The sequence below is a fragment of the Prevotella sp. P4-98 genome (assembly GCF_002251405.1).
Taxonomy (GTDB): Bacteria; Bacteroidota; Bacteroidia; order Bacteroidales; family Bacteroidaceae; genus Prevotella.
On the sequence record NZ_NPJC01000060.1, the window covers coordinates 162,351 to 188,158 of the forward strand.

The following is a 25,808-nucleotide window of genomic DNA, read 5'->3' on the forward strand; positions in this document are numbered from 1 at the left end:
ACGAAACAGACTAATATGGGATTTTTTAGTTTTGTCCAGGAAATAGCCATGGACCTTGGAACGGCAAACACCATCATTATCAGTGATGATAAGATCGTTGTTGATGAGCCGTCCGTAGTGGCTCTCGATCGCCGCACCGACAAGATGATTGCCGTAGGCAATGAGGCCAAGATGATGTATGAGAAGACTCATGAGAATATTCGCACCATCCGTCCTTTGCGCGACGGTGTGATTGCCGACTTCTCTGCCTGCGAGCAGATGATGCGCGGACTTATCAAAATGGTGCATACTGGTTCAAGACTCTTCTCACCCTCACTCCGTATGGTCATCGGTGTACCTTCGGGATCCACCGAAGTAGAACTTCGTGCCGTTCGTGACTCAGCAGAACATGCCGACGGACGTGACGTATATCTGATTTTCGAACCCATGGCAGCAGCCATCGGTATCGGTATTGATGTTGAGGCACCAGAAGGCAACATGATTGTTGATATAGGTGGTGGCTCTACCGAAATTGCAGTAATCTCACTCGGCGGTATCGTCAGCAACAACTCCATCCGTACTGCCGGCGACGACCTTACTGCCGATATTCAGGAATATATGGCACGTCAGCACAATGTGAAAGTCAGCGAGCGAATGGCAGAGCGTATCAAAATCAACGTAGGTTCTGCCCTTACCGATCTTGGTAGCGAAGCCCCTGAGGATTATGTTGTGCATGGACCTAACCGCATTACCGCATTGCCCATGGAAGTGCCCGTATGCTATCAGGAGATTGCGCATTGTATTGACAAAACTATCGCCAAGATTGAGAATGCAGTACTCTCAGCACTTGAGAACACTCCACCTGAACTGTATGCCGACATCGTTAAAAACGGTATCTATCTCTCAGGTGGTGGAGCACAGTTGCGAGGACTCGATCGTCGTCTGACAGACAAGATCAATATTCCATTCCACGTAGCAGAAGATCCTTTACACTCAGTAGCAAGAGGTGCTGGCGTCGCTCTGAAGAATATCAACCGTTTCTCATTCTTGATGCGATAACACGAAATGCAAAACCTGCTGGAGTTTCTGCAAAAGTACCATCATTGGTTTCTTTTCGTATTGCTTGAAATCGTCAGCCTTGTATTGCTGTTCCGATACAACAGCTATCAAGGTAGCGCATGGCTATCATCAGCCAACGCCGTGGCAGGACATGTCAATAGCGAAAGAGCAAGGGTGGAATCGTTCTTCTCGCTCACCAAGGTCAATAAAGACCTTACCTTGCGCAATTTCTACCTTGAAAGACAGGTGACACAGCTGCGAAAACTATATGCCGAGCTTACCGGCGATACAACCGCAGCAGAACGACAGGAACTCCAAATGCTCAGCCATTATGAGCTCATACCGGCCAAAGTGGTTACCAATGAGCTCAACCGTCCAGACAACCTGATGACCATCGACCGTGGAGCAGCCGATGGCGTCGAGGTTGGAATGGGTGTGGCATGCGGACAGGGAATTGTTGGCATTACTTATCTCGTCTCCGACCATTATTCCGTCCTCATCCCAGTACTCAATACTACTTCGCGCATCAGTTGCGCCATACGAGGAAGAGGATATTTCGGCGTATTACGATGGGATGGAAAAGATCCTAACGTAGCCTATCTTGAAGATATTCCCCGACATGCACGTTTTAATCGAGGAGATAAGGTGGAAACCAACGGATACTCCAGCATCTTCCCACCAGGAGTTATCGTAGGAAAGGTTAGCACAGTCTATAACTCTGCCGACGGACTATCATATCGCGTCAAGGTGGAACTCTTTACCGACTTCGGTTGCATTCGCGACGTTGTCGTCATTAGCGATAAAACCATCGGGGAACGCACACGGCTGCTTCAGGCTGCACGCGATTCCCTCAAACTTAATGTGAAGGAATAAAAAGGCAAATGTCTATCGATGTGTTGAAACGGGCAGGACTGTTCATCGCCTATGTCTTGGTACAGGCGATGGTACTCGGACGTATCCATCTCTTCGGATTTGCTACCCCGTTGCTTTATGTCTATTTCGTGGTCAAATTCCCACGCAACTACCCTAAATGGGGAATCCTTTTATGGAGTTTCTCGCTTGGATTGGCTATCGACATCTTCTGCAACACTCCTGGGGTGGCAGCAGGAGCTCTGACACTTATCGGAGCTTTGCAACCTTATATCTTCCAACTCTTCGTGCCACGAGATTCTGTTGACGATCTTGTACCAGCCATCCGAACAATCGGATTAGCTAAGTTTGCATACTACGTCACCATACTCGTCCTGGCCTACTGTATTGTATTCTTCTCGCTTGAAACATTCTCATATTTTGATATAGTGGAATGGATGATGTGTGTATTTGGTAGCGCTGTATTTACTTTAGCGCTGATAATGACTTTCGAGAGCGTTAGGGGATAATATATGAAAGATTTCGAACTCGATTACAGACACTTTGTTATCGGCGGAGTAGCCATACTTATCGTCGTTATCTATATCATACGCCTCTTCTTTCTGCAGATTATGAGTGATGACTACAAGAAGAATGCCGACTCAAACGCATTCCTCAAACAGGTGGAATATCCATCACGTGGTGTCATTACCGACAGACATGGAAAACTGCTCGTCTATAATCAACCCGCATACGACGTCATGGTCGTGGTCAACGAAGCGAAAAACCATCTCGACACCCTCGAACTCTGCAAAGCACTCAATATTACTAAAGAGGAGTTTGACTTGCGCATGAACAATCTTAAAGACCGCTCAAAAAATCCAGGTTACAGTCGGTTCACACAGCAGATGTTCATGAGCCAATTATCAGACAAGGACTTCTCTGTCTTTCAGGAGAAAATGTTTCGTTTCCCAGGATTCTATGTTCAAAAGCGAAGCATCCGACAATATCAGTATCCTTATGCAGCCCATGTACTTGGAGATGTGGCAGAGGTTTCGCCATCGGATATTGAAGAAGACAATTACTATATCCCAGGTGACTACATCGGAAAATTGGGAGTAGAGAGAAAATACGAAAAACAATTGCGAGGTGAGAAGGGGATGAAAATCCTGCTTCGCGATGCTCATGGCAGAATACAAGGACGTTATCAGAATGGCGCACTCGATAGGCGCCCCGTTCCGGGAAAGAACCTTACTCTTTCTATTGATGCAGACTTGCAGGCTTTGGGCGAGCGACTAATGGAAGGAAAAATAGGAAGTATCGTTGCCATCGAACCCTCTACAGGTGAAGTGCTCTGCATGGTGTCTTCGCCATCTTATGATCCAAGAAGCATGGTAGGACGTCAACGTTCAAAAAATCATCGAATCTTGACCGCAAGCCCACTTAAACCATTGCTAAACCGAAGCATTATGGGACAGTATCCGCCAGGTTCTACTTTTAAAACCACACAAGGACTAACCTTCGCTTCGGAGGGTATTATTAGTCCTGCCCATACCGCATTCCCTTGTTCTCATGGCTTCAACTTCAAAGGACTTCATGTGGGATGTCACGGCCATGCTTCACCCCTAAGCCTTGTTCCTGCACTCTCCACATCTTGTAATGCCTACTTCTGTTGGGGACTCTATTATATGATGGGAGCCAAGAGTAAATATGGATCTGTACAGAATGCCATGAACCGTTGGCGCGACTATATGGTGAGCATGGGATTTGGCTACCGTCTCGGTATCGACCTGCCAGGTGAGAAACGAGGACTAATACCTAATGCAGATTTCTATGACAACGCCTATCGTGGATCGTGGAACGGACTGACTATTATTTCTATATCCATTGGCCAAGGTGAGGTTAATGCCACACCATTACAAATAGCCAATCTCGGTGCTACAATAGCCAATAGAGGATACTTCTATGTGCCCCATGTAGTGCGGAAGGTACAAGACGAACCTCTTGACACACTCTATAGACGCCGCCATTATACCATGGCCAAACGCCAAGCCTACGACTATGTAGTGGCAGGAATGCGGTCATCGGCTGTTGGTGGAACATGTCGTGAGCTCTCACGTTACGATATTAATGCATGCGGAAAGACAGGTACGGCACAGAACCGAGGTCATGACCACTCGGTATTTATGGGTTTCGCCCCAATGGACAATCCAAAAATTGCCGTTGCCGTCTATGTAGAGAACGGTGGATGGGGAGCCACATATGGTGTACCTATCGGTGGCTTGATAATGGAACAGTATATTCACGGCAAACTCTCAGAAGCTTCGATGAAGCGTGCTGAAGAGTTCCAACATAGACATATAGCTTATGGCAACATCGGCAGGTAGAAGACAAGGCAATAGTGTGTTGCGTTCCATCGACTGGTGGACGATATTGATATATATCGCTCTACTGTCGTTTGGCTGGATTAGCGTATGTGGAGCCAGCTATGATTATGGTGACACAGACATCTTCAGTCTGAGCACTCGTTCGGGTATGCAGATTATCTGGATAGGCACTTCTATTACGTTGGGCTTCGTCATATTGATGTCCGATGACAGGTTCTACGACACTTTTGCCTATGTCATCTATGCGCTATTGTTGTTGTTGCTCTTTGCTACTATATTCAATCCCCATCAGATTAAAGGTTCTCGATCGTGGTTGGTATTAGGTCCACTACGCTTACAACCTGCGGAATTTGCAAAGTTTGCCACGGCTTTGGCTTTGTCGAAGTTTATGTCAACCTATGGTTACAACATTCATCAATGGAAACATTTTGCTGCTACATTAGCAATCATCCTGTTGCCTATGATGTTTATCGTGCTTCAACGTGAGACAGGATCAGCATTGGTTTATCTTGCTTTCTTCCTGATGTTCTATCGTGAAGGAATGCCCGGTTCTATTCTGTTTACTGGTGTTGCCGCCGTTATCTATTTCGTAGTAGGCATTCGTTATGCAGACGTTTACCTTGCAGGCTCACCGACCAGTGTCGGAAAGTTTGTGGTGTTATTGCTTATCCAACTGTTTACAGCCGGCTTGGTATGGGTCTATGGCAATAACAGACGATTGGCATGGCGCATTGGATGGATAAGTCTTGGCATTACTCTTTGCTCTCTCATGTTGCTACGTTTGCCTTTCGATATTGTCTATATCCAGTTGATAATGACCTTCATACTTGTTGGTTATCTTGTTTGGGAGGCATTGGGCACACGTTTACGCAACTATTATTTCATAGCTCTCTTTACCTTGGGCTCCGTCTTTTTCTTTTATGGTGCCAGCTTTATCCTTAACAATGTGATGGAGCCACACCAACGAACACGTATCAATGTGCTATTGGGATTGGAGGAAGACCTTAAGGGTGCTGGCTATAATGTGCATCAGAGTGAGATAGCCATCGGTTCTGGTGGACTTGAAGGCAAGGGCTTTCTGAATGGTACGCAAACAAAATTGAAGTTTGTGCCAGAGCAGGATACCGATTTTATTTTCTGTACTGTAGGTGAAGAGGAAGGTTTCTTGGGATCTGCAGGAGTTTTGTTGCTGTTTCTTGCACTTGTTTTGCGACTTATAAAATTGGCTGAGCGTCAACCGTTTCGATTTGGTCGTATTTATGGTTATTGCGTGTTGAGCATATTCCTATTCCATGTCTTTATCAATGTAGGCATGGTATTGGGACTGACACCAGTTATCGGTATTCCACTTCCGTTCTTCAGTTATGGTGGTTCTTCACTATGGGGATTTACCATATTACTATTTATCTTCCTGCGCCTTGATGCCGGAAGAAATCTCATTCGCTCATAACCATATGATGCTAATTGAAATCAAATAGACAACTTCTGTGTTTGGTTATTGGCGTATTAGAGTGACCCCAATGTCGGTAATGCCAGGTAGCATTTCACGCTTCATATCGTGCCGTATGGTGATGTGAAGTGAGTCTTCTGCTTCTAATGGTATTGTGGCGAGTTTGAACTCGTATTGGTAATGGCTCACGCCTTGTCCTTTGACATTACCGTTATGGTCTATAAGTTTGCAGTTGAGTGTGTCTCTATAGTTTTTTCCCGATTTTACTGCTGTTTGATCTACAATGAGTGTGAGTCCCATAAACGGGTATTCTCCGGTGATGCGCAATCCTACTTTTTCCTGATAATTGCCACTTATTTCAAGGGGAGAAACATCAAACGAAATAGTGTCGTTACGTTCCCATCCTTTTGTTGGTACATGTTCATAATGACTATACACCATATTGAGGTTGCAAGCAGCAACCAACAATATGGTGGATAGGGTCATAGTGTATCGTATCAGTTTACGCATTTTCGTTGTTGTCCTGAGGTCTTGGCTTGCGCTGTTGAGGCTGTTGCTGCTTGTTGCGGCGCTGTTGGCCGTTACCTTGTTGGCGGTTAGGGCGAGGGCCGCGTTGCTCGCCGTTAGGCTGGCGTGGACCTTCGCTTTGTGGCTTAGGAACATTACCTTGCCCGCGTCGGTTGTCGTTTTGTGGGCGCTGGTTGTTGTTGGGCTGTTGTCCTGCATGGTCTTGCTGCCGAAGTGCGCTGTTGTCAGCAGATTTCTTAGCTGGTTTTTTCTTCTTTTTCTTGCTCTTATCGAAGCGATTGATGTTCTCCTGAGTAGCCAGGTCGAGCGATCTTTTATCGTTTTGCTTCTGTTCGCCTTCTACGAGAGACAATGGCTTTTCGCCCTTGCGGTTCATTTCTATGATTTGTTTGGCACGTTCTGCGGTGATGGTTTCCAAGTTTGCTGCCAAGTTTTTGTCGGTCGAGTAGGTGACGAGACCTGCCAAAATATCGGTTTTGAAGAGGTGATATTCAGCGTCCTGAGTAATCAACACGATGTCTTTTGAAGGCAGTTTTCTACTTGCCTCTACGTAGTCATCGACTTCATAGTTAAGGCAACATTTGAGTTTGGCGCACATACCAGCCAGTTTTTGGGGATTGAGTGAGATGTCTTGGAAGCGTGCTGCACTGGTACCAACGCTTACAAAGTTCTTCATCCAAGTGGCGCAACAGAGTTCTCTGCCGCATGGTCCTGTTCCACCGATGCGTCCAGCCTCCTGTCGTGCACCGATCTGTTTCATCTCGATACGTACGTGGAAGGTGGCTGCGAGGTCTTTGATAAGCTGTCTGAAATCTACTCGCTCGTCAGCGATATAGTAGAAGATGGCCTTGTTGCAGTCGCCTTGATACTCTACGTCACCGATTTTCATCTTCAACCCAAGGTTTTTGGCTATCTGACGACTCTCAATCATGGTGGCGTGTTCGCGGCTTTTGGCTTCTTTAAATTTATCCATGTCCACCGGGCGTGCTATTCTGTAGATACGCTTGATGTCATCTGCACTTTTCAGATGTGCCTTCTGCACCTGCAATTTTACCAGTCTTCCTGTTAGTGTTACCACGCCGATGTCGTGTCCAGGATTGGCTTCTACTGCCACAACGTCGCCTTTCTTAAGCTCCAATTTGTTGACGTTGTGGTAATATCCCTTACGTGTGTGCTTGAATTGTACTTCTACCAAGTCGGTAGTATCGATATTGCCCGGTACGTCAGCGAGCCAGTCGTAGGTATTCAACTGTCGGTCTTGACGCCCCACAGCCTGGTGACAGAGTCCGCGTGTGCAACCTGTTTTTATTTCGAGGTCTTTTGCTTTTTCCATGCTTTATATGATGTATTGAATGTATGCTAATGCTTTTGTTATTGTTGCTTGATGATATGTTGGTGTTCTTTTCCGAGCGGATAGTTATTTCTGTATGAGTAGCACAATCATTTGTATGGCGAGATGGAAGAATACGATTTTTGCATTTGCATTTTGTCCGATGTCGCGTATGGCGAGTGTGATGAGATCGCTGATTTCTATCACATTGGCTTCGTTAATGTATCGTGCGAATTTTTTTGCGAAGTCTTCTTCGCGCTCTGTCATATAGCAGAGGTCGCGTTCGCCAAAGTTGTACATGAAGTTTTCGCGTACCAATCGCAGGGCATATTCAAGGAATCGCTTCTGTTTCTCTCGTCCTGCTGTTGCCATTCGTTCGCTCCATGTTTTCATGTCCTTTACCCGTCTAGCGTATGCCATACGCATCAAGGTTTGAAACATATCCAGGAAGAACTCGTTTTCTGAGTCAGCCTTTAGTGCTTCCAAGGCTTTCAGCCAACTGCCTCCTGCCATGTGTGCCACTCGTTCTGCCTTATCGGTCATGAGTCCACGCTGTTCTATGAGAGCATCTGTTATGTCTTTGTCGGCAATGCGTTTCACGTCGATACGTTGTACGCGGCTACGAATAGTTTCCAACAAACGGTCTGGAGCTTCGCAAACGAGCAGGAAAACGGTCTGTTGCGGCGGTTCTTCGAGCAGTTTCAGTATTTTGTTGGCACATTCTATGTTCATTCGTTCCGGTAGCCAGATAAGGCTTATTTTGTAGCCGCCTTGACTCGATTTTAACGAGAGTTTATGCGACAGAGCATCGCTTTCTCCTGCGGTGATGATGGCTTGTTGGTTGGCTGCGCCCATGTGTTCCATCCATTCGGTCATGGTGAAGTAAGGTCCGCCTTTAATCATATCGTGCCATTGTCGTATGAAATCGTCAGACACTGGTTTGTGGTCTGCGCTCATAGATGGCAATTTGATGGTAGGAAAGGTAAAGTGCAAGTCGGGATGCTCCCATTTTGCCAACATGGCAGCATCGTTGGCATTGCGTCTGAGCAGGTGTGCGGCAAAAGCCATAGCTAATGCCATTTTTCCACATCCCATCGGTCCGCAGAGCATGATGGCATGCGGCAGGCGTTGTTCGTCCACCAGTTGTAGCAGTCGCTGTTGTGCTTCTTGCTGTCCTATCACCTGTTCAAATCCTGTCATAACAGTCGTTTAGTTATCTCTACCACCGAGTCAACGGCCGATACAGTATAGAAGTGGATATTCTGAATGCCGTGAGCGTAGAGCTCCTGACACTGTGCGGTAGTCCATTCGATACCCAATTGTCGGGCCTGTTCGTCTGTTTTACATTTGACAATCTCTTTGGCAAGTGCCTCGGGAATGTCGCAATGGAATGTTTTGGGTACTACGGTCAACTGGCTGAGTTTAGCCATTGGCTTGATACCTGGTATGATGGGAATGGTGATACCCATTTGTCGTGCCTTCTCTACAAAGTCGAAATATTTCTCATTGTCGTAGAATAGCTGTGTTACTGCATATTGTGCGCCCAGCTCCTGCTTTTGCTTGAGATACTCCATGTCGCGTTCCAAGTTTGGCGCTTCTTCATGTTTCTCAGGATAGCTTGCCACTCCAAATTCAAATTTGGTGCCTGGGTGTTTGATGGTAGTGCCGTCTGCAAAAGTGCCATTGTTGAATCGTACCACTTGTTCTATGAGGTCGGTGGTGTGCGCATGTCCTCCTGGAGTGGGGGTGAATCGGCTGTCTTCTTTGGCTTTGTCACCTCTGAGGAGCATGAGGTTTTGTATGCCAAGGAATTGTAGATCGAGCAGTTCATATTCAATGTCCTCAATGGTCATACCGCTACATATCACGTGTGGTACTACAGGAATGTTGTAGCGTTGCTGTATGGCAGCTGCAATGGCCACTGTGCCTGGGCGTCTGCGGACGCGAAGTCGCTCAAATTGCCCATTTTTCAATTCCCTGTAAATATATTCGCTGTGATGTGTTGTGATGTTGATGAAACCGGGGTTGAATACCGCCAATTTGTCTATTGTTCTGAACAGTGCTTCGGTGCCGTTGCCTTTCAACGGTGGAAGCACTTCGAAGGAGAATCCGCGCTCTCCGTTATTTTGTTTGATATACTCTGTTACTGTCATTCTTCGTTACTATACACAATTCGCTACAAAATTACAACAAAATGTGCTAATGACCAAAAGTATTCGCTGTTTTCATTTGATATACGTGCTTTTCCGCGACCGTTTTCGATTGAAAACATGTTGTTTAATGCTTGAAGAGACGCTTACCTTTAGTTATCATCTCCAGACGACCGAAAACTCACCTAATGGTTTTATTAAATAGCTTTGATATTTGGATATCTTGATAGTTGTAAAAAAAACAGGCGGCAAAACCTGTATCTCTTGGTTTTGACGCCTGTCAAACGTGTATAATTGATGATTGAGTATGAGTCCTTTTTAGAATGGGCGCTTGGCTTTTGGCTTCATGTCTTTGTCCGATGAGGCATAGAGGCCTATGCATGCTCCGATAAATCCGCCACTCTTCTGGGTGCTAAGGTTAGAACCGTCAACACCGCGTGCCAGTATCATCCATTCGCCATTGCCTTCAGCATAGAAGAAATCATAGTAGCGGTCGTGGGCTTCCACTTTCAATTTCAATGTCCCGTTTCCGATGTAAGCTGATGCAATGGGCATGGTGAATCGCTCACTGCGTGTCAAGGTGATCATAGTTTTACCACCAACTAGTGTCTTACCGAATACGATGTTGTGGTCTTCTTTCTGTAACAAAGCAATACCTGCAATGTCCTTATCGTTGCGAGGAGTGAAGTCGAGCGTAGTTTCTGCAGTAAATGTGCCATGTTGCTGACGTGCCCAAACGGCAGAAAGTGGTTCACGCTGGTAGATATTGCCCGGCATCAGAGTCAATGTGAGATGTCCGTCGCCAGTTTTCCAGAAACCTTCTGAGTTTCTCAGGCGCATCCATCTGCTGTCGAGAGTAGCCTTGTCGAAATGGTCTTCGTAAGTAAAGTTGCCACTGAAATAATTGTTTTCAGTAGGTTTCAAACCAGCTTTTTCTCCCACAGGGCTTATGGCTTTGTTGGGTTCAAGAATGGTAGGCCATCCGTCTTTCCATGTCACAGGTAACAGGTATGTGTCGCGTCCTGTGTTGTACATGTCCTGCTCGTAGGGGCGGCAGCCAAGGAATACAGCCCACCAATTTCCCTTTTCATCCTCAACAAGATCAGCATGTCCGGCACTTGAAACAGGGTTCTGACGGTCAGCCTTCAGGCCTGTGCGCTGTGTGAGGATGGGGTTGTGTGGACATTCTTCCCAAGGACCATTAGGATTTTTGGCTCTGAGAATTACCTCGCTGTGCCAGGGGCCTGTGCCGCCTTCTGCGCACATCAGATAATAGTATTTCTTATATTTAAAGAGGTGTGGACCTTCAATCCAAATAGGACGTTCTTCTACATGTGTTCCTCCGCGCAATATCTCTTTGAAGTCACCTTTGATACTGTCGCCTTTCACGTCAAATTCGAACATTCGGATTGACCGTTGTCCTTCATAGTCGGCACCGCCAACTACAGGACCGTTGTGTACGATATATCCCTTGCCGTTGTCATCAAAGAAGAATGATGGGTCAATACCGTCAATCTTTGGCAGGTAGATAGGTTCGCTCCATCCGGCAGCTGGATTTTTGGTCTTGACAAAGAAGTTGCCGGCTCCTACATTAGTGGTAATCATATAGAACGTCTTATTCTTCTTGTTGTAACTGATGGCAGGTGCAAAGATACCGCCTGATACATTCTGTCCTTTCAGAGGAACCTGCGATGGGCGGTCGAGTACGTGTCCGGCAGGTGTCCAATTAACGAGATCCTTACTGGTAGATAGAGGAACACCAGGGAAGAAAGTGAATGAAGAGTTGACCAGATAGTAAGTGTCTCCTACACGGCATATTGACGGGTCTGGATAGAAACCTGCCAGGATAGGGTTGTAATACTGGTGTGTACGGTCAATAGACTCACTAAACCGGCTGTCGTTGCCGGTGTAACGGAAGTTGGAAAACTGTGCCGTTTGTGCCGATGCCGTTGTGGCTATTGCCATGGCGATGGTGGCGATAATGTTTCGTCTCATGTGCTATGATATTGTTTAACTGTTAGCATTAAGTTATCGATGCTGCAAAGTTACACATTTCATTACACACAGGCATTTTTCCTTGTTACGGAAAGTTTGTGCTATTGCCCATTTTTGTTTTTTAGCATATATTCCTTGTTACGAAAAGTTTATGCTATTGTTCATTTCCATTATTCATGTATTCTCGTGGTGAGCAACCATATAGGTTTTTAAACATTGTGCTGAAGCTTGCAGCATTAGAGAATCCGCAGAGATACATCACTTCGGTAATGTTGCGCTTGGAGGTGCGCAGCATCTTAGCAGCCTGTTTCAGTCGGATGTTACGCACAAAGCTGTGTGGTGTTTGGTTGGTCAGCTCCTTCATTTTGCGGTGCAGGTGTACACGACTGATACCAACTTTCTGTGCTATAATATCTACGCTGAGGTCTGAATCGCTGAGGTTCTCGTTGATTACTTGCATGATGCGTTCCATCAAAGCTTCGTCTGGTGTCTGTACCGTAACCTCTTCGATGCGTGATTCCTGACTTTCGTTGCCATTGAATTTATTGCGGAGTGTGCGTCGTGTAGTCAGTAGATTGATGACTGTGCGGCGCAAGATGTCCATATTGAAAGGTTTCAGAATATAGGCATCTGCACCAGTTTCAAGGCCTTCCAACTGATCTTCTTCTCGGCTTTTTGCTGTAAGCAGGATGACGGGGATGTGGTTGGTATTGACATTGGCTTTGATTTTTGAGCAGAGCGTCATACCGTCCATTTCCGGCATCATCACATCTGATATAATCAAATCGGGTTGCAATTTAACTATTTCGAGTAGCGCTTCCTTGCCGTTATGATAGGTTAGTACCTTGAAATCATCGGCAAATTGTGTGCATAGAAAGTCTCGGATATCGTCTTCGTCTTCGACGATAGCCAGTGTGGCTTTTCCTCCTTTGGTGTTATTTGTTAGTTCTTCTGCCTCCGTCTGGGGGTTGGTCTCCATAGTCATTGCCCGATTGTTTTCCAGTTCCATCTCTTGCAATAGGGTAGGCTCGTTTTTTATGTCTTCTTCGTTGACCATCTCCTCTGGCTTGAGGTGTGCATTACCTAATGGAATACGGATAGTAAACTCGCTACCATGGGTGAAGTCGGATCCCTCTGACTCTTCGTTGTTTCTTGCCACGATGGTGCCATAGTGAAGTTCTACAAGTGAACGGGTAAGGTCCAATCCGATTCCTGTGCCGATATTGCGGTCGTTGGGATTGGTCGGACTTTGATAGAAACGCTGGAATATGGTTTCTATTTTATCTTTTGGTATGCCTATACCATTGTCTTTTACAGAAATATATGCATGGTGTTCGGTATGTGTAAGTCGGATGATAATATGACCTCCGGTGGGTGTAAACTTGAAAGCATTCGACAGTACATTCATGATTACTTTGTCGAAATTGTTGCGGTCAATCCATACTGGGAGTGTTTCCGAGTCGTGTTCAAACTCGAAGGTGATGTTTTTGTTGGTGGCTTGTTGTAGGAAGAGTTTGTATTCATCGTTGATGAAAGCCACGAGGTCTGTCTGACTCATGTGCATGGTCATTTGTCCCTTGTCAATCTTTCGCAGGTCCATCATTTGATTGATGAGGTGTAGGATGCGCTCAGAGTTTTTCCTGATAATCTCGTAGATACCTTGCCGTTGCGGGTCTTTGTCGTCTTTGATAAGTGAGAGCAACGGAGTGATGATGAGTGTCAGCGGTGTGCGTATCTCATGGCTGATGTTCATAAAGAAACGTAGTTTGGCTTCGCCCATTTCTTCGGCATGGATGTGGTTTTGTAGTAGCATGCGGTCCTGCTCCAGTTTGCGTCGATGCTTCATGTATGTCCATAATAGCAACATGGCAATGATGAAGTAGATGAATCGTGCCAAAACGCTGGCATACCATGCTGGATGTATTTCTACTGTAAATTCGCGTATGGGAGTTTCTTGCTGATTGTTGATGGCTTTGACACGGAATTTGTATGTGCCTGCTGGCAAGTGTGAGAATGTCACCTCGTTGATACCTGGTTGCATGAAGTGCCAGTCTTCTCCGTTGATGCTGTAGGCATAGGCAATTTGCTCCGTATTATTATAGGTGAGGGCAGAAAACTGTAGGGTGAAAGAGTTGTCATCGTGTGCCAAATCAAATTTCTTAGAGTAGAATACGCGTTCTTCCGTAATGGTATAGCTGCCCGATTCCATGCCGGGATATACGGAGCGGTTGCCTACGATGAGGCGTGATATATATACGTTTGCTTTCCAAGAGTGTAGTTTTAGCTTGAGTGGATCAAACCAGTTGAGACCTCCGGTTCCTCCGAGCAGTAGCAATCGACCGCCATCAGCGGCAAAAACTGCTCCGTCGCTAAACTCATTGCTTTGCAGTCCGCTTTCTAAGAAATAGTTGTTGGTTTTTCCCGTTTTCACATGCAGTCGGCATAAGCCATGTATGGTGCCGATCCAAATATCGCCACGTGCATCTTCCGTCACAAAGGCAATGCTGTTGTCGGGCAGTCCGTTGTCTGTATTGTAGAGCTTTGCTTCTGTACTTCCGTTGGAATAGCAATATACTCCATTTTCTGTTCCATACCACACGTTGCCTCTGCTGTCTGCAAAAACACAATGTGAGAACGATCCGTAATTGACGCAGTTTGTGGAGAATTTGCTTACCCAGTTGTTTGTGGCAATATCCATGCATGCCAAACCTACCGATGTGGCAACGTAGATATATTTATGGTCGGGCGACAGCGCAAGTTTCATGATATAGTCGTTGGGAATACTATTGATATGTCTGTCGCTGTCGGCTTTTGGTAATTGCCTGAATATTTTCAGGCTGCCGTCGGGCCGGCGACATATCAGTCCACTTCCCATAGTGCCTATCCAGATATTCCCGTTGCGGTCTGCTTTTATGTCAAAGACGCTGGAGTTTTTTCCTAAAGGCAAATCAAAGTTGTGGTAGTTGCCAGATGGATCTACGTATCCGCATCCGTCTTCATAGTTTCCTACCCAGATATTGCCATGTAAGTCTTCGCAGAGTGAAAGGATGGCCAACGGTTGTTTCACTACATGGGTTGAAGATATTGGCATTGAGGTGCCGAAGTGCAGTCGGTAAAGTCCGTCTTTGTCGGTTCCTACCCATACTGATCCGTCTTCGCTTCGTAGCACGCTTGTCACACTGTTCTCGCCTATCATGTTTCGAGAGCCTAAGCGGAATCCCATATATCCGAACTCGTAGGGTCTGGTGGGTTGCATGAATACACCTTTCTGAAACATACTCATCCAGATGTTTCCTTCTGCATCTTCGATGATGCTTGTCACTTTTGTTTTACTCAGATTGATGCGGTTGCAGAAAAACGGATTGTTGGTCAGTTTTCCTGTAGCAGGTTCATAGACGTAGAGTCCTTCGCCGTTGCACCCAATGTAGATGTTGTCATTGCGTGCAATATAGATGTTGTTGATGGCTAAGCCTGCCGTACCAGCCACATGGGTGAATCGGTCTGTCTGTGGTGCCATGACAAATAGCCCTTGTCGCAAGGTGGCTACGTAGATGTTGCCTTGTCGGTCTTCGGCTATCTCGCGTATCTGCAAACCAGCAGTTCCTGGTACATGGATGGTCACTTTTCCACTGGTTTCCTGTCTGAGTACGTCTCCATCGGAACAAACCATCCATAGCCTGTCGTTATGATCTTCGAAAGTAAAATTTATATATTTATATTGGTCGATGACTCCACCTATGCTTTCCGCCTTGTTTTTGTCAATTACACGCAGCAAACCAAAGCCAGAAGTGCATACGAGCACATCGCCATTGTTGCGTGTATAGATATATTGGATATAGGTGGTAATCTCTTTTCCGTTTACCAGCATAGGTATTTTTCTAAACTCATAACCGTCGTAGATGAACAGATTGTTGTTGGTTCCAAGGTAGATGTTACCTTCATGATCCTGTCCCATGCAGTTCACGTAGTTGTTGATGTAGTGTCCGTTCTTGTCGGTACTATTCATCACGGTGAAGTTGTAGCCGTCGTAGCGGTTGAGTCCGTTTCGTGTAGCAATCCAAATAAAACCGCGTTTATCTTGTAATACTTGGTTGGCAAAGTTGCTCGACAATTGGTTGTCTGTATCGAATAGTTTTCCTATCTGTGCACTCATCGGCATCAGAAACAGGCTGATGATAAGTGTAAAAATGGTTCTTAGCATTTCGTCTTAGTTATGTAATATGGTGCAAAATTACATAAAATAATCGTTAAAGTGGGTTGAAATGGCCATTTTTTTGTCTGAAAGTCGAAAAAGTTACAAGAAATAAACTTTTTGCGACTTGATTTAGTATTACTAAAGTTTAGGGTACTTACGACAAAGAGTATATCGAAATAACGTCGTATCTTTGCATCGTAGTTATTAGTTTTAGTAGTTTGGTAATATTATTTAGGGTAAAAAAAAAGAAATGATAGTTTTTAAAGCTAATTGACTGGTGTTCCACCAGAGCTACGAAACGGAGATATTATGGTTTTTAAGGAAAATCATGATTAATTGGTTTTTAGAAATGGTGCGTAGGGATACGTGCCATTTCTTTTATAATAGTATGTCTATTGAATTCAATTGCGCCATATAAAATCATCATGTCATAATCCACCACCTTCCTTCGGGATGACTTCGGGATGTGTTCGGGATTCGTTTTGAAAATCTTGGGACTGTCTGCGTGTTTACTTGGGAGTATCTGCGTATTTACTTGGGACTGTCTTCGTATTGCCTTGGGAGTATCTTCTTGATGCTTTTGGGATAGCTTTTGTTGTACATTCGAAATGTCTGTGTAATGTGTCGGGAGATTCTTTTTATTGGTTTGTCGATATGAGTCAACGGCAGGTTGAGGGAGCTTTGAATAATGGCGGAAAACAAAAAAGAGCCGCATCCCATAAGAGATACAGCTCTTGTCTTAGTCGGGATTACTGGACTCGAACCAGCGACCTCGCGCCCCCCAGACGTGTGCGCTACCAACTGCGCTAAATCCCGATAAGCGAGTGCAAAGGTACAGCTATAATTTGTAATATCCAAATTTTTGTTTCACTTTTTTTGTATTTATCCCCAAAAACACTACCTTTGTATCTCTAAACAAACCTAATTATAATATATGCAATACGAAATAACAGCTCCAAAGGAATTAAAACATACAGCAATCCTACCTGCATCGAAGAGTATTTCCAACCGTGCGCTCGTTATTCATGCGCTGGCTGGAGGCTCTATCTTACCCGAAAACCTATCGGATTGTGACGATACCGAAGTGATAATTTCCGCTTTGCGCGATAATCCTTATGAGATCAATATCAAGGCTGCAGGTACTGCCATGCGCTTCATGACAGCCCTGCTTTCGGTGAAAGAAGGCGAGGAACACGTGCTGACTGGTACTGAACGCATGAAACATCGCCCTATTCATGTGCTTGTTGATGCGCTGCGCTACCTTGGTGCTGACATCACCTATGTGGGAGAAGAAGGCTTTCCGCCTCTGCTTATCAAGGGTCACCGCCTTGATGGCGGTCTGCTCGAAGTGCCAGGCAATATCAGTTCACAGTTTATTTCCGCCCTGTTGATGATAGGTCCGACCTTGCAACAAGGCCTGACGCTCCGCTTGAAAGGTGATATTATCTCACGACCCTATATCGATATGACCCTATGGACCATGCGCGAGTTTGGTGCCGATGCCGAATGGTCAGACTATGAGACTATTACGGTGAAGTCCCAACCATACCATGATCGTGCCTACCGTATTGAGAATGACTGGAGCGGCGCATCCTATTGGTATGAGATGATGGCTCTGGCAACTGGCGATGACGACGAGGTGATCCTCAACGGACTGATGGATGCCTCTAAACAAGGCGATTCCTCGGTGCGATATATCTTCAGCTTGCTCGGTGTGAAAACACAGTTTGCCACAACCGAACAGGGCATTCCCACCAAGGTGACCCTTCGCCATTCAGGCCGTTGCGTACCCCGTTTGGAATACGACTTTGTCAATTCGCCCGATTTGACCCAGACCTTTGTGGTCACTTGCGCTTTGCTTGGTGTGCCATTCCATTTCCGTGGACTTGCCACCCTTAAGATTAAGGAGACCGACCGCATATCGGCATTGAAGACAGAAATGCGCAAATTGGGATTTGTCATCTATGATATCAACGACAGCGAACTCGTATGGGACGGTGAACGTTGCGAGCCAGACTATGCCGACGGTATCGATACCTATGAAGACCATCGCATGGCGTTGGCCTTTGCACCTGCCGCATTGCGTTTCCCCAGTCTGCGTATCAACCATCCAGAGGTGGTTACCAAGTCGTATCCCCACTATTGGGACGACCTTCGCCATTGTGGTTTCCAAATCCAACAACGATAATTCTTAATCGCTATATGCTATGAGCTTTCTCCTCTTCGCCCTCATTGCCATCGGAGCCCTCGGCCTTTTGGCGGTCTTGCTGTCTATTGGCGACAGCGATAGCCCCGTGGTACATGGCGATCACGACTGCGCTTCCTGCACAAGCCACGATGACGGTTCGTGTAAGATAGCCTGTATGATGGAGGAGTCTCGTCGGCGAAAAGAGGAAAAAGCACGTGTTGCTGCATCTGCTGATACCGATGGAGATGATGGCGATGACGGCAATTGCGTGACCGATGTTCATAGCGACGAGTCAGACGAGGATACAGATGACGCGTCAGACGATAGGCCTTCGGCCACAGATCGTCTGCCACTTACTCCCATCATACTGCTGCTCGCCATACTCGTTGCCGCCTCGTGTTCTACACAGCGAAATAACAGTCAGACACGAATGTGGCATGCGTTCAATGCTCGCTACAATACCTATTTCAATGCATCGCAAGCCTTTATCGAAGGATGCGACGAACAGGAACGCGGCAATCGAGACGACTATACCCAGTTGTTGCCAATCTATGCGGTGGGCAACAAGCAGAGCCGCAGTATCGGAACAAGTCATTTTGACCGTACGATAGAGAAGTCGGAGAAAGCCATTCGCCGTCATAGCATCAAGCGGCGCCCCGAATGGAACAAGCAACGACGCAAGACTAAAGCCGATATAGAGTGGCTCAATCGCCATGAATACAATCCGTTTCTCTGGCGTGCTTGGCTTCTTTTGGGCAAAGCACAGTTTCATGAAGGAAATTTTGAAGAGTCTGCTGCCACCTTTGGATATATGGCACGGCTATACAAAACGCAACCCATCATCCTTGCCCGTGCTCGGGCATGGCAAGCCAAATGCTATGCGGAGATGGGATGGCGCTACGAAACCGAAGATCTCATCACCAATCAGCGCCGCGACAGCATACCCCGTCAGGCTGTGGCAGATTGGGATTTTACCCTTGCCGACCATTATCTTCGCACCGGACAATATGCCGATGCCACGCGTTATCTCATGCGTTGCATACGTCATGAGCGTCGCCGCCAACGCAAAGCCCGTCTCTGGTATATTGTGGGACAGATCGAACAACATCAAGGTCATTCCCAACAGGCATTCGAGGCTTATCGCCATGTGGTTCGTCTGCAACCGCCTTACGAATTGGAGTTTAATGCACGCATCTCACAAACCGAGGTGATGGCCTCTGCCGATGCTAAGGGTATGATACGTAAGTTGCAACGAATGGCTGCGTCAGACAATAATAAAGACTATCTCGACCAAATCCATTATGCCATCGGCAATATTCGTTTAGCCCAGCGCGATACGTTGCAAGCCATTGCATCATACGAAGAAGGTGCCCGTCGATCTACCAGAAATGGCACCGAGAAGGGAGCTTTACTCCTCCAATTGGCGCAACTCTATTGGCAGCGTGAAGCCTATGCCGATGCACGCCGATGCTATAGTGAGGCAGTGGGACTTATCGATACCGACCTCCCATACTATAAGGAAGTGAATCGCAGGTCGGAAATTCTTGACCAGTTGGTCCCCCTGACCGATGCTGTCCATCTGGAAGACTCGTTGCAACGCTTGGTTGCCATGCCTGAAGCAGATCGCCTCAAGGTGATAGACCGCCATATAGCGGAATTGAAAAATGCCGAACGAGAGGCCAAACGCGCACAGCAGGATGCAGAAATGCAAAGTCAATGGGAGACGCAAAACGCCCAAAATAATGGTATGTCGGCTGTCGGTAATGATACAAAAGCCTCCACTTGGTATTTCTACAATCCGCAACTTGTCAGTCAAGGTCGCATTCGTTTTGAACAACTTTGGGGCAAACGCCCCAACGAAGACGATTGGCAACGCAGTAATCGTTCCGTCGTACCAACGTTGAATGGTGAGGCTGACCATGAAACAGAGGTTGATGCCGATTCCGCAAAAACGACAGCTTCTGCAACAGATACCGAGAGCGATACCACCCAGCTCAATCCTTTTACTCGCGAATACCATTTGGCACAGCTGCCTTTCACCGCCGAACAAAAAGCTGAGAGCGATCGCAAGATGCGCGAAGCACTATTGCCTGCTGCGGTCATCATGAAAGATAAGGTGGAAAATCTCGCCTTGGCCCGTCGCATGTTTACCTATCTTGTAGATCGATGGCCCACCGATTCACTCAACGATTTGGCATGGTATCATCTCTATCTGATGAATGCACGTGAGGGACGGATGGCTGATGCCGATTCTGCTCTTGCGCGATTACAATGTCAGTATCCACAAAGCGAGTGGACCCAACTGCTCTCCAATCCTTATTATGCCGACAACCAGCGTTTCGGTCAACATTTAGAAGACTCGCTCTATGCTGCTACTTATGAGGCTTTCTGTCAGGAACGTTACCAAGAAGTGGCAGCCAATGTGCTACTCTCTGCCCAGCGTTTCCCCCATGGTGCCCATCGTTCCAAGTTCTTGTTCGTAGAAGCTTTGAGTCTGCTTAACGAGGGTAGGGTAGATAAGTCGGCGCAACAACTGAAACAAGTTGTAGAGGACTATCCTGATAGTGAGGTCGGCCCAATGGCTGGTCACATTCTCCGTGGACTTCAGCAGGGCCGCCGACCACAGGGTACCATGCGCTCCAAGGACGATATCTGGCGACAACATGCCTTGGCAGAATCTTCAGACAGTACGGTCGCCGATACGCTCAGCCTTCGTCGCGATGTGCGTTTTGCTTTTGTTTTAGCGTTCCATCCCGATAGTGTGAACCAAAACCAACTGCTCTATGAATTGGCACGTTATAATTTTACCTCCTATTTGGTGCGCAATTTCGAGATTGCTGTCAATAGTGAGGATCCCGTTCATCGACTCACCGTTAGCGGTTTCCGTTCCTACGATGAGGCTTTGCAGTATGCCCGCCATCTTTATGAGACCCCACAGATGACAGTTCGGTTGAAGGGATGTCGTCGCATCATCATTAGTGAAGACAACTTGCCGTTGCTCGGCACACAGTATAGTTACGACGACTACGACCGTTTCTTCCAAGAAACGCTTGCTCCCGTCAAGACCGATTCCCATCCGTTGCTCAACAGTCCCGAAACAATCGTTGAGCAGTCTGCCGACCGTGAAACCGATGATGATGCCGATGAAGATCAGCTTCCCATGCCGTCCTCTTCTTCCGACCAACCCATCGTCATCGATTTCGACGATGACTTCTATCGGTAGGGAGGAACGATATAATCTCCAGTTTTAGTCTGTAGTTTATAGCGCTCCAATCCTGTAATTTGCTCAATAATATCGTATCCATCCCTTTGCTACGATGTAGGCAAGGATCATCGCAATGCAGTATAGTGCCGATATATACCATGATTTCTTTTCTTTAATATCGCTCATAAGATACATGCAGAACACGATGAAAAATAGGGCGGACACTATATTGAGCGTATAGATGAATACTTTATAGTCTATAATGTGGTATGTTACCAATACCCCTAAGAGCATCCAACATATAAAGAAAGACGACCATACCGCCCGTTTTGATAAATGATTTATTTTCATATTATAATCTATTTGTTTGTGATGTGGCAAAATTATAAATGTTCTTAGACTCAGACAAGAAATTAATATAAATTAACCTAAGCGTTGTTGCATTTGCTATTTATGTTTAAAGTGCATAATAAATCTGTTGGTTCTCGTGCATTCCTCTCACGCGCATGCGCACGCGATGTTGCAAAAAATCGACCACTCGACCACCGATGTGGTATAAAATGTTGAGGCACAATGCATTTCGACGGGTGGTCGATGGTGTTGTATTGGCGATTTCGACCACCCATCGACCACCAACAATTATTTGTTGACAGCATTCCAAAACTACAAACCCGATAGAAACCGATGCATGAAATGAAGTTGTTGACGCTTGATAACACCCCTTTCCAATATCATAAAATACTTGCTCCCAATATTTGATAATACCCTTTTCCAATAGCTGACAACACTTGTTTCTAACGTTGAAAAGGCTCTTGTCTAACGTTTGACAACACTCTTATCAAACGTTGGATAATGCCTTTATCAAACGTTGGATAATACTTTTATCAAACGTTGGATAATACTTTTGTCAGCGGTTTGAAAAACCCTGAAAATAATATTCGTTTACAACGTGTGGACTTATGCCTCACGATTATTGGGTGTTTGACAGATGCTCGACAGGTGCTTTGTAAACCCGAATGTGAATCGTTGAATATGGCAATAACGCTTTGTAATACAGAGAATTGTCAAAATGAGATATTCGGAGCTATATACTCTTATGGAAACAGAAATGATAGTGTGTCACCTTCGGCGTATTGTACTGGAAATTTATTAGTTTTATTGTCAAATAGCAACAAGGCAAATCATGATTCGGAAGAAATAGGATACGTAGAAAGATAACAATGGAAAAAGAAGAACCGCTTGACTGGTCCTCAGCGGATGGGTCAAGCGGTTTTACCCTAAAAATAAACCTAAAATTCCAATACTAATGTCCTGTTTTTTGCCAAATGTGTTTCCTATTTAGCTTTTATTTTAAAGGTAAATTCACGGTCTGCATAGTGGAGACGATATTTCTCCATTGGTTTTGCTCCCCAACTGTTAATGCATCCCAAACCATATTGGCGTTGCTGGATGTGAAGCTGAACAAGTCCTTTTTCTACCAAGTCGCCACTATGTTGTCCCCAAGCATGCTCTTTCTTGATGCCAGAATCCAAATCTTCTACCAGGTATGGAATGGCGCTGCACTCCATGGGGGCGTTGCCTTCGAAGGTCAGTCCCTTGCCAGTAGCGGGATTGAAGATAGAGAAATAGCGGATGTCGGTATGGTTACCGCTCTCTTGTGGACGAACGTATGGATAATACTCATCCTTCACGTTAGCCTCATATTTGCCGATAAAGGCAGAAGAGTGGCGGTCGATATAGTTTTTTTCGGGACCTCTTCCGTAGTATTCCAGCTTAGAGAATGTTTCGGGCATCTGTAACTGCATACCATATCTGAACAGATCGGCTACCTTAGCCTCCTTGTCGGTGGTCATCTTCTCGGTGACAATCACCTCGCCGGCGGTATTGATGCGATAGGTAAGCATCAGCTGTGCCTTCACTTCAGGCATGTCAAACTGGGCGGTAAGCACCACGTTGTCGGTGCCGACAGACTTGTTGAATGAGGTCAACTTCATCTGTGGATTTCTCCAAACGCGCAACTCTTTCTGCAAAGATGCGCCAAAGTCGTTGTCGGTAGGTGCACGCCAGAACTCAGGCTTCATGCTTTCGCGGAACTTCAGCATGGGTTCGCCATCCACATCGAGATAGTCAATCATACCTGTAGCCTTGCCAACTGTGACAGTCATTCTGTTGGCAGTCACCTTCACATAGGCGTTGGTTTCTTCCACCTCAATGTTGCTTGCAGCTTGCATCTTGCCGTTTTTGGCAGGTGCTTCGGCCATTTCAGGAGCCTCCAGCTTGTCGAACTGATACTCGCTGACAATGAATTGCTGGCGTGAAGTCACTTGGCCTTTATCAACCAGAGCTTCTGTACCGTCGCTGGCAAATGCGAAGTTGACGGTGATTTCCTCTTTGGCATGTTTCGATTCAGCCTCGCCAATAGCATATTTCAAAGCGTCGCTCTTGATCAATTTGGTGGTCTGAGGAGCGATACCCTTTGCCTCTGGAATCTCAACAACGGTGAGCTTCTGACCGTTGGCATAGACGGTGGCAGTCAGATTCTGGTTATCGGTGGTCTTGAAGAAATTCTCATTATACACCTTGAATGCACCGTTTACAGCATCGAAATCGTTAATCCAGATGTTCTGATGATAATACTGAATCTCATAAGCGTGAGGATTCAAACGACGGTCGGGAGCAATGATGCCATTGCAGTTGAAGTTGTAGTCGCTGGCAGGATAGCGACCGTAGTCGCCACCATAGGTGAAGATTTCCTTACCGGTGATGGGGCTCTTGTCGCGCAGACCCTGATCTACAAAGTCCCAGATGTAACCACCTTGGTATTTTGGATACTTGCGGATGAGATCCCAATACTCCTTGAAACCTCCCTCTGAGTTACCCATGGCATGGGCATATTCACACTGGATGAAGGGCTTTGTGCCATCGCTTTGGCAATACTTCTCGCTTCCTTTATAGTCAACATACATAGAACAATGGATGTCAGTCTTGCTGTCGTATCCGCCACGATCATACTGTACGGGGCGTGTGGTATCTTGTGCCTTCACCCAATCATAGGTTTTTTCAAAGTTGATACCATAGCCACCCTCATTACCCAAGCTCCATGCGATGATAGAAGGATGGTTGATGAAGCTTTTCACATTGCCTTCGTTGCGCTCAATGTGGGGCAGAAGGTATTCTGGGAATTTAGCAAGCGACTTCTCACCGTAGCCCATACCGTGTGTTTCGAGGTTTGCCTCGGCAGTGATATACAATCCGTATTCATCGCAAAGGTCGTACCAACGTGGGTCGTCTGGGTAGTGACAGGTGCGAACAGCATTGATGTTCAGTCGCTTCATAATCTTGATGTCCTGAATCATGCGCTCTACGCTAACCAGATAACCACCGTCTGGATCTACTTCATGACGGTTGGCACCCTTGATGAGGATAGGCTGTCCGTTGATCAGCAATTGTGCATTCTTGATTTCCACGTTGCGGAAACCAATCTTCTGTGGAATCACTTCCAATATGCCCTGCTTGTTTTTCAGCGTAATAAATGCTTTGTAGAGGTTGGGAGTCTCGGCAGTCCATGCCTTTACGTTAGGCACTTTGATCGTACCCTGCGCTCCAGAGGCCTCGGCAATCTGTTTGCCATCCTTGTCAAACAAGGCAATCGCAACATCGGTCTTACCGCCCTTCAGCGAAACGTTATAGTTCAACACACCGTCGCGATAGTTGTTTTCCAGTCCAGCATCCAAGCGGATGTCGGCAGCATGCAGTTTGGGACGTGCATAGAGATAAACTTCGCGTGCGATACCTGTAAAGCGCCAGAAGTCTTGGTCCTCGAAATAGGAACCGTCACACCAGCGCATCACCTGCATGGCAATCAGGTTTTTGCCAGGTTTGAGATATTTGGAGATGTTGAATTCAGCAGCAACCTTGCTGTCTTCGCTATAGCCTACATACTTACCGTTGACCCAAAGAGTCAGGTTGCTTGTAGCAGAACCTACGTGGAAATATACGTCTTTGCCTTTCCAATCTGTGGGAAGGTCGAATGTGCGACGGTAAGAACCGGTATAGTTGTTGGTCTCGCTGATATAAGGTGGATTAGGGTCAAACTGAGTTGCCCACGCATAGCCCACGTTTTTATAGGTGGCATCACCGTAACCGTTCAGTTCGAAAAGTCCGGGAACGGGGAAGTCTTTCCACTTTGAATCGTCATAGTTGACTGCAAAGAATTTTGCGGGACGCTTGTTGTGGTCCTTTACAAAATTGAATTTCCACATGCCCTCCATCGAAAGATAGTTGGCAGACTCCTTTTTGTCAAAGCCTTGAGCCTTGTCCTGCGACTCGTATGCAAAGAAAGATGCACGACGCGGTTCGCGGTTTTGCTGATTGATGTCCACATTTTGCCAGCGTGACTCATTCTGAGCCCATAGGCCAGTACTTACAGAAAGCATGGCGAGGCAAATCGATACTTTTACAATTCTTCTGAAATTCATAGATCTATAATTATT

Annotated in this window: 14 protein-coding genes and 1 tRNA gene; 7 read left to right on the plus strand and 8 right to left on the minus strand. The window is 46.2% G+C overall.

Translation table 11 applies throughout. The annotated features are described in order from the left end of the window. Positions 1-15: 15 nt before the first annotated feature. The 5 genes from CIK96_RS10235 to rodA are packed head-to-tail and all read left to right on the plus strand — an operon-like array spanning position 16 to position 5,724. Entirely contained in the window at positions 16-1,038 is a 1,023-nt protein-coding gene (locus CIK96_RS10235) for a rod shape-determining protein (RefSeq protein WP_094391239.1), read from the plus strand. Positions 1,039-1,044: 6 nt separating this feature from the next. Further along, the gene (gene mreC, locus CIK96_RS10240) at positions 1,045-1,911 is read left to right on the plus strand and encodes a rod shape-determining protein MreC (protein WP_094391240.1); all 867 of its coding nucleotides are present in this window, start codon (positions 1,045-1,047) and stop codon (positions 1,909-1,911) included. Between the two features lie 8 nt (positions 1,912-1,919). Then, positions 1,920-2,417: a rod shape-determining protein MreD gene (gene mreD, locus CIK96_RS10245; RefSeq protein WP_094434482.1), complete on the plus strand. Its 498-nt coding sequence runs from the start codon at positions 1,920-1,922 to the stop codon at positions 2,415-2,417. A 3-nt stretch (positions 2,418-2,420) separates the two neighbouring features. Next, positions 2,421-4,274: a penicillin-binding protein 2 gene (mrdA, locus tag CIK96_RS10250; protein ID WP_094391242.1), complete on the plus strand. Its 1,854-nt coding sequence runs from the start codon at positions 2,421-2,423 to the stop codon at positions 4,272-4,274. Beyond that, positions 4,255-5,724 (plus strand): rod shape-determining protein RodA, encoded by a 1,470-nt coding sequence (rodA, locus tag CIK96_RS10255; protein WP_094391243.1) that lies wholly within the window; start codon positions 4,255-4,257, stop codon positions 5,722-5,724. Before mrdA ends, rodA begins: the two co-directional genes overlap by 20 nt. Before the next feature lie 45 nt (positions 5,725-5,769). Here rodA and CIK96_RS10260 read toward each other — a convergent pair whose 3' ends face one another. From CIK96_RS10260 to CIK96_RS10295, 7 genes are all read right to left on the minus strand, one after another. After that, the gene (locus CIK96_RS10260; protein ID WP_094391244.1) at positions 5,770-6,234 is read right to left on the minus strand and encodes a gliding motility lipoprotein GldH; all 465 of its coding nucleotides are present in this window, start codon (positions 6,232-6,234) and stop codon (positions 5,770-5,772) included. Next, positions 6,227-7,585, minus strand: a complete 1,359-nt coding sequence (locus CIK96_RS10265; RefSeq protein ID WP_094440516.1) for a regulatory iron-sulfur-containing complex subunit RicT — start codon at positions 7,583-7,585, stop codon at positions 6,227-6,229. Before CIK96_RS10265 ends, CIK96_RS10260 begins: the two co-directional genes overlap by 8 nt. An 84-nt stretch (positions 7,586-7,669) precedes the next feature. Beyond that, positions 7,670-8,782 (minus strand): DNA polymerase III subunit delta, encoded by a 1,113-nt coding sequence (locus tag CIK96_RS10270; protein ID WP_094391246.1) that lies wholly within the window; start codon positions 8,780-8,782, stop codon positions 7,670-7,672. Further along, a complete protein-coding gene (gene metF / locus CIK96_RS10275) occupies positions 8,779-9,735 on the minus strand; it encodes a methylenetetrahydrofolate reductase [NAD(P)H] (protein WP_094434486.1) in 957 nt (318 codons plus the stop codon). The genes CIK96_RS10270 and metF overlap by 4 nt, the downstream gene beginning before the upstream one ends. Positions 9,736-10,050: 315 nt before the next feature. Then, positions 10,051-11,727: a glycoside hydrolase family 43 protein gene (locus tag CIK96_RS10280; protein WP_094391248.1), complete on the minus strand. Its 1,677-nt coding sequence runs from the start codon at positions 11,725-11,727 to the stop codon at positions 10,051-10,053. A gap of 154 nt (positions 11,728-11,881) precedes the next feature. Beyond that, positions 11,882-15,928 carry a two-component regulator propeller domain-containing protein gene (locus CIK96_RS10285; protein WP_094440517.1) on the minus strand — a complete coding sequence of 1,349 codons (4,047 nt, stop codon included), beginning with the start codon at positions 15,926-15,928 and terminating at the stop codon, positions 11,882-11,884. Between the two features lie 737 nt (positions 15,929-16,665). Beyond that, positions 16,666-16,738: transfer RNA gene (locus tag CIK96_RS10295), tRNA-Pro, on the minus strand. A 118-nt stretch (positions 16,739-16,856) separates the two neighbouring features. Between CIK96_RS10295 and CIK96_RS10300 the strand changes: the two genes are divergently transcribed. Together CIK96_RS10300 and CIK96_RS10305 are read left to right on the plus strand one after the other, a co-directional pair. Then, entirely contained in the window at positions 16,857-18,110 is a 1,254-nt protein-coding gene (locus CIK96_RS10300; RefSeq protein WP_094440519.1) for a 3-phosphoshikimate 1-carboxyvinyltransferase, read from the plus strand. 19 nt (positions 18,111-18,129) lie between these two features. Beyond that, on the plus strand, positions 18,130-21,333 hold the full coding sequence (locus CIK96_RS10305; RefSeq protein ID WP_254047126.1) for a tetratricopeptide repeat protein: 3,204 nt from the start codon (positions 18,130-18,132) through the stop codon (positions 21,331-21,333). Positions 21,334-22,649: 1,316 nt separating this feature from the next. On the opposite strand, the gene CIK96_RS10315 is transcribed toward CIK96_RS10305, so the two are convergent. After that, on the minus strand, positions 22,650-25,793 hold the full coding sequence (locus CIK96_RS10315) for a glycoside hydrolase family 2 TIM barrel-domain containing protein (RefSeq protein ID WP_094440520.1): 3,144 nt from the start codon (positions 25,791-25,793) through the stop codon (positions 22,650-22,652). Between the last annotated feature and the right edge of the window lie 15 nt (positions 25,794-25,808).

What these genes read in the sequence shown, in the direction of transcription:
- metF (WP_094434486.1), bottom strand. Translation starts at nt 9,735, where the DNA reads ATGACAGTAACAGAGTATATCAAACAAAATAACGGAGAGCGCGGATTC.
- CIK96_RS10305 (WP_254047126.1), top strand. Translation starts at nt 18,130, where the DNA reads ATGAGCTTTCTCCTCTTCGCCCTCATTGCCATCGGAGCCCTCGGCCTT.
- CIK96_RS10270 (WP_094391246.1), bottom strand. Translation starts at nt 8,782, where the DNA reads ATGACAGGATTTGAACAGGTGATAGGACAGCAAGAAGCACAACAGCGA.
- mrdA (WP_094391242.1), top strand. Translation starts at nt 2,421, where the DNA reads ATGAAAGATTTCGAACTCGATTACAGACACTTTGTTATCGGCGGAGTA.
- CIK96_RS10285 (WP_094440517.1), bottom strand. Translation starts at nt 15,928, where the DNA reads ATGCTAAGAACCATTTTTACACTTATCATCAGCCTGTTTCTGATGCCG.
- CIK96_RS10280 (WP_094391248.1), bottom strand. Translation starts at nt 11,727, where the DNA reads ATGAGACGAAACATTATCGCCACCATCGCCATGGCAATAGCCACAACG.
- mreC (WP_094391240.1), top strand. Translation starts at nt 1,045, where the DNA reads ATGCAAAACCTGCTGGAGTTTCTGCAAAAGTACCATCATTGGTTTCTT.
- CIK96_RS10265 (WP_094440516.1), bottom strand. Translation starts at nt 7,585, where the DNA reads ATGGAAAAAGCAAAAGACCTCGAAATAAAAACAGGTTGCACACGCGGA.
- CIK96_RS10300 (WP_094440519.1), top strand. Translation starts at nt 16,857, where the DNA reads ATGCAATACGAAATAACAGCTCCAAAGGAATTAAAACATACAGCAATC.
- CIK96_RS10235 (WP_094391239.1), top strand. Translation starts at nt 16, where the DNA reads ATGGGATTTTTTAGTTTTGTCCAGGAAATAGCCATGGACCTTGGAACG.
- rodA (WP_094391243.1), top strand. Translation starts at nt 4,255, where the DNA reads ATGGCAACATCGGCAGGTAGAAGACAAGGCAATAGTGTGTTGCGTTCC.
- CIK96_RS10260 (WP_094391244.1), bottom strand. Translation starts at nt 6,234, where the DNA reads ATGCGTAAACTGATACGATACACTATGACCCTATCCACCATATTGTTG.
- mreD (WP_094434482.1), top strand. Translation starts at nt 1,920, where the DNA reads ATGTCTATCGATGTGTTGAAACGGGCAGGACTGTTCATCGCCTATGTC.
- CIK96_RS10315 (WP_094440520.1), bottom strand. Translation starts at nt 25,793, where the DNA reads ATGAATTTCAGAAGAATTGTAAAAGTATCGATTTGCCTCGCCATGCTT.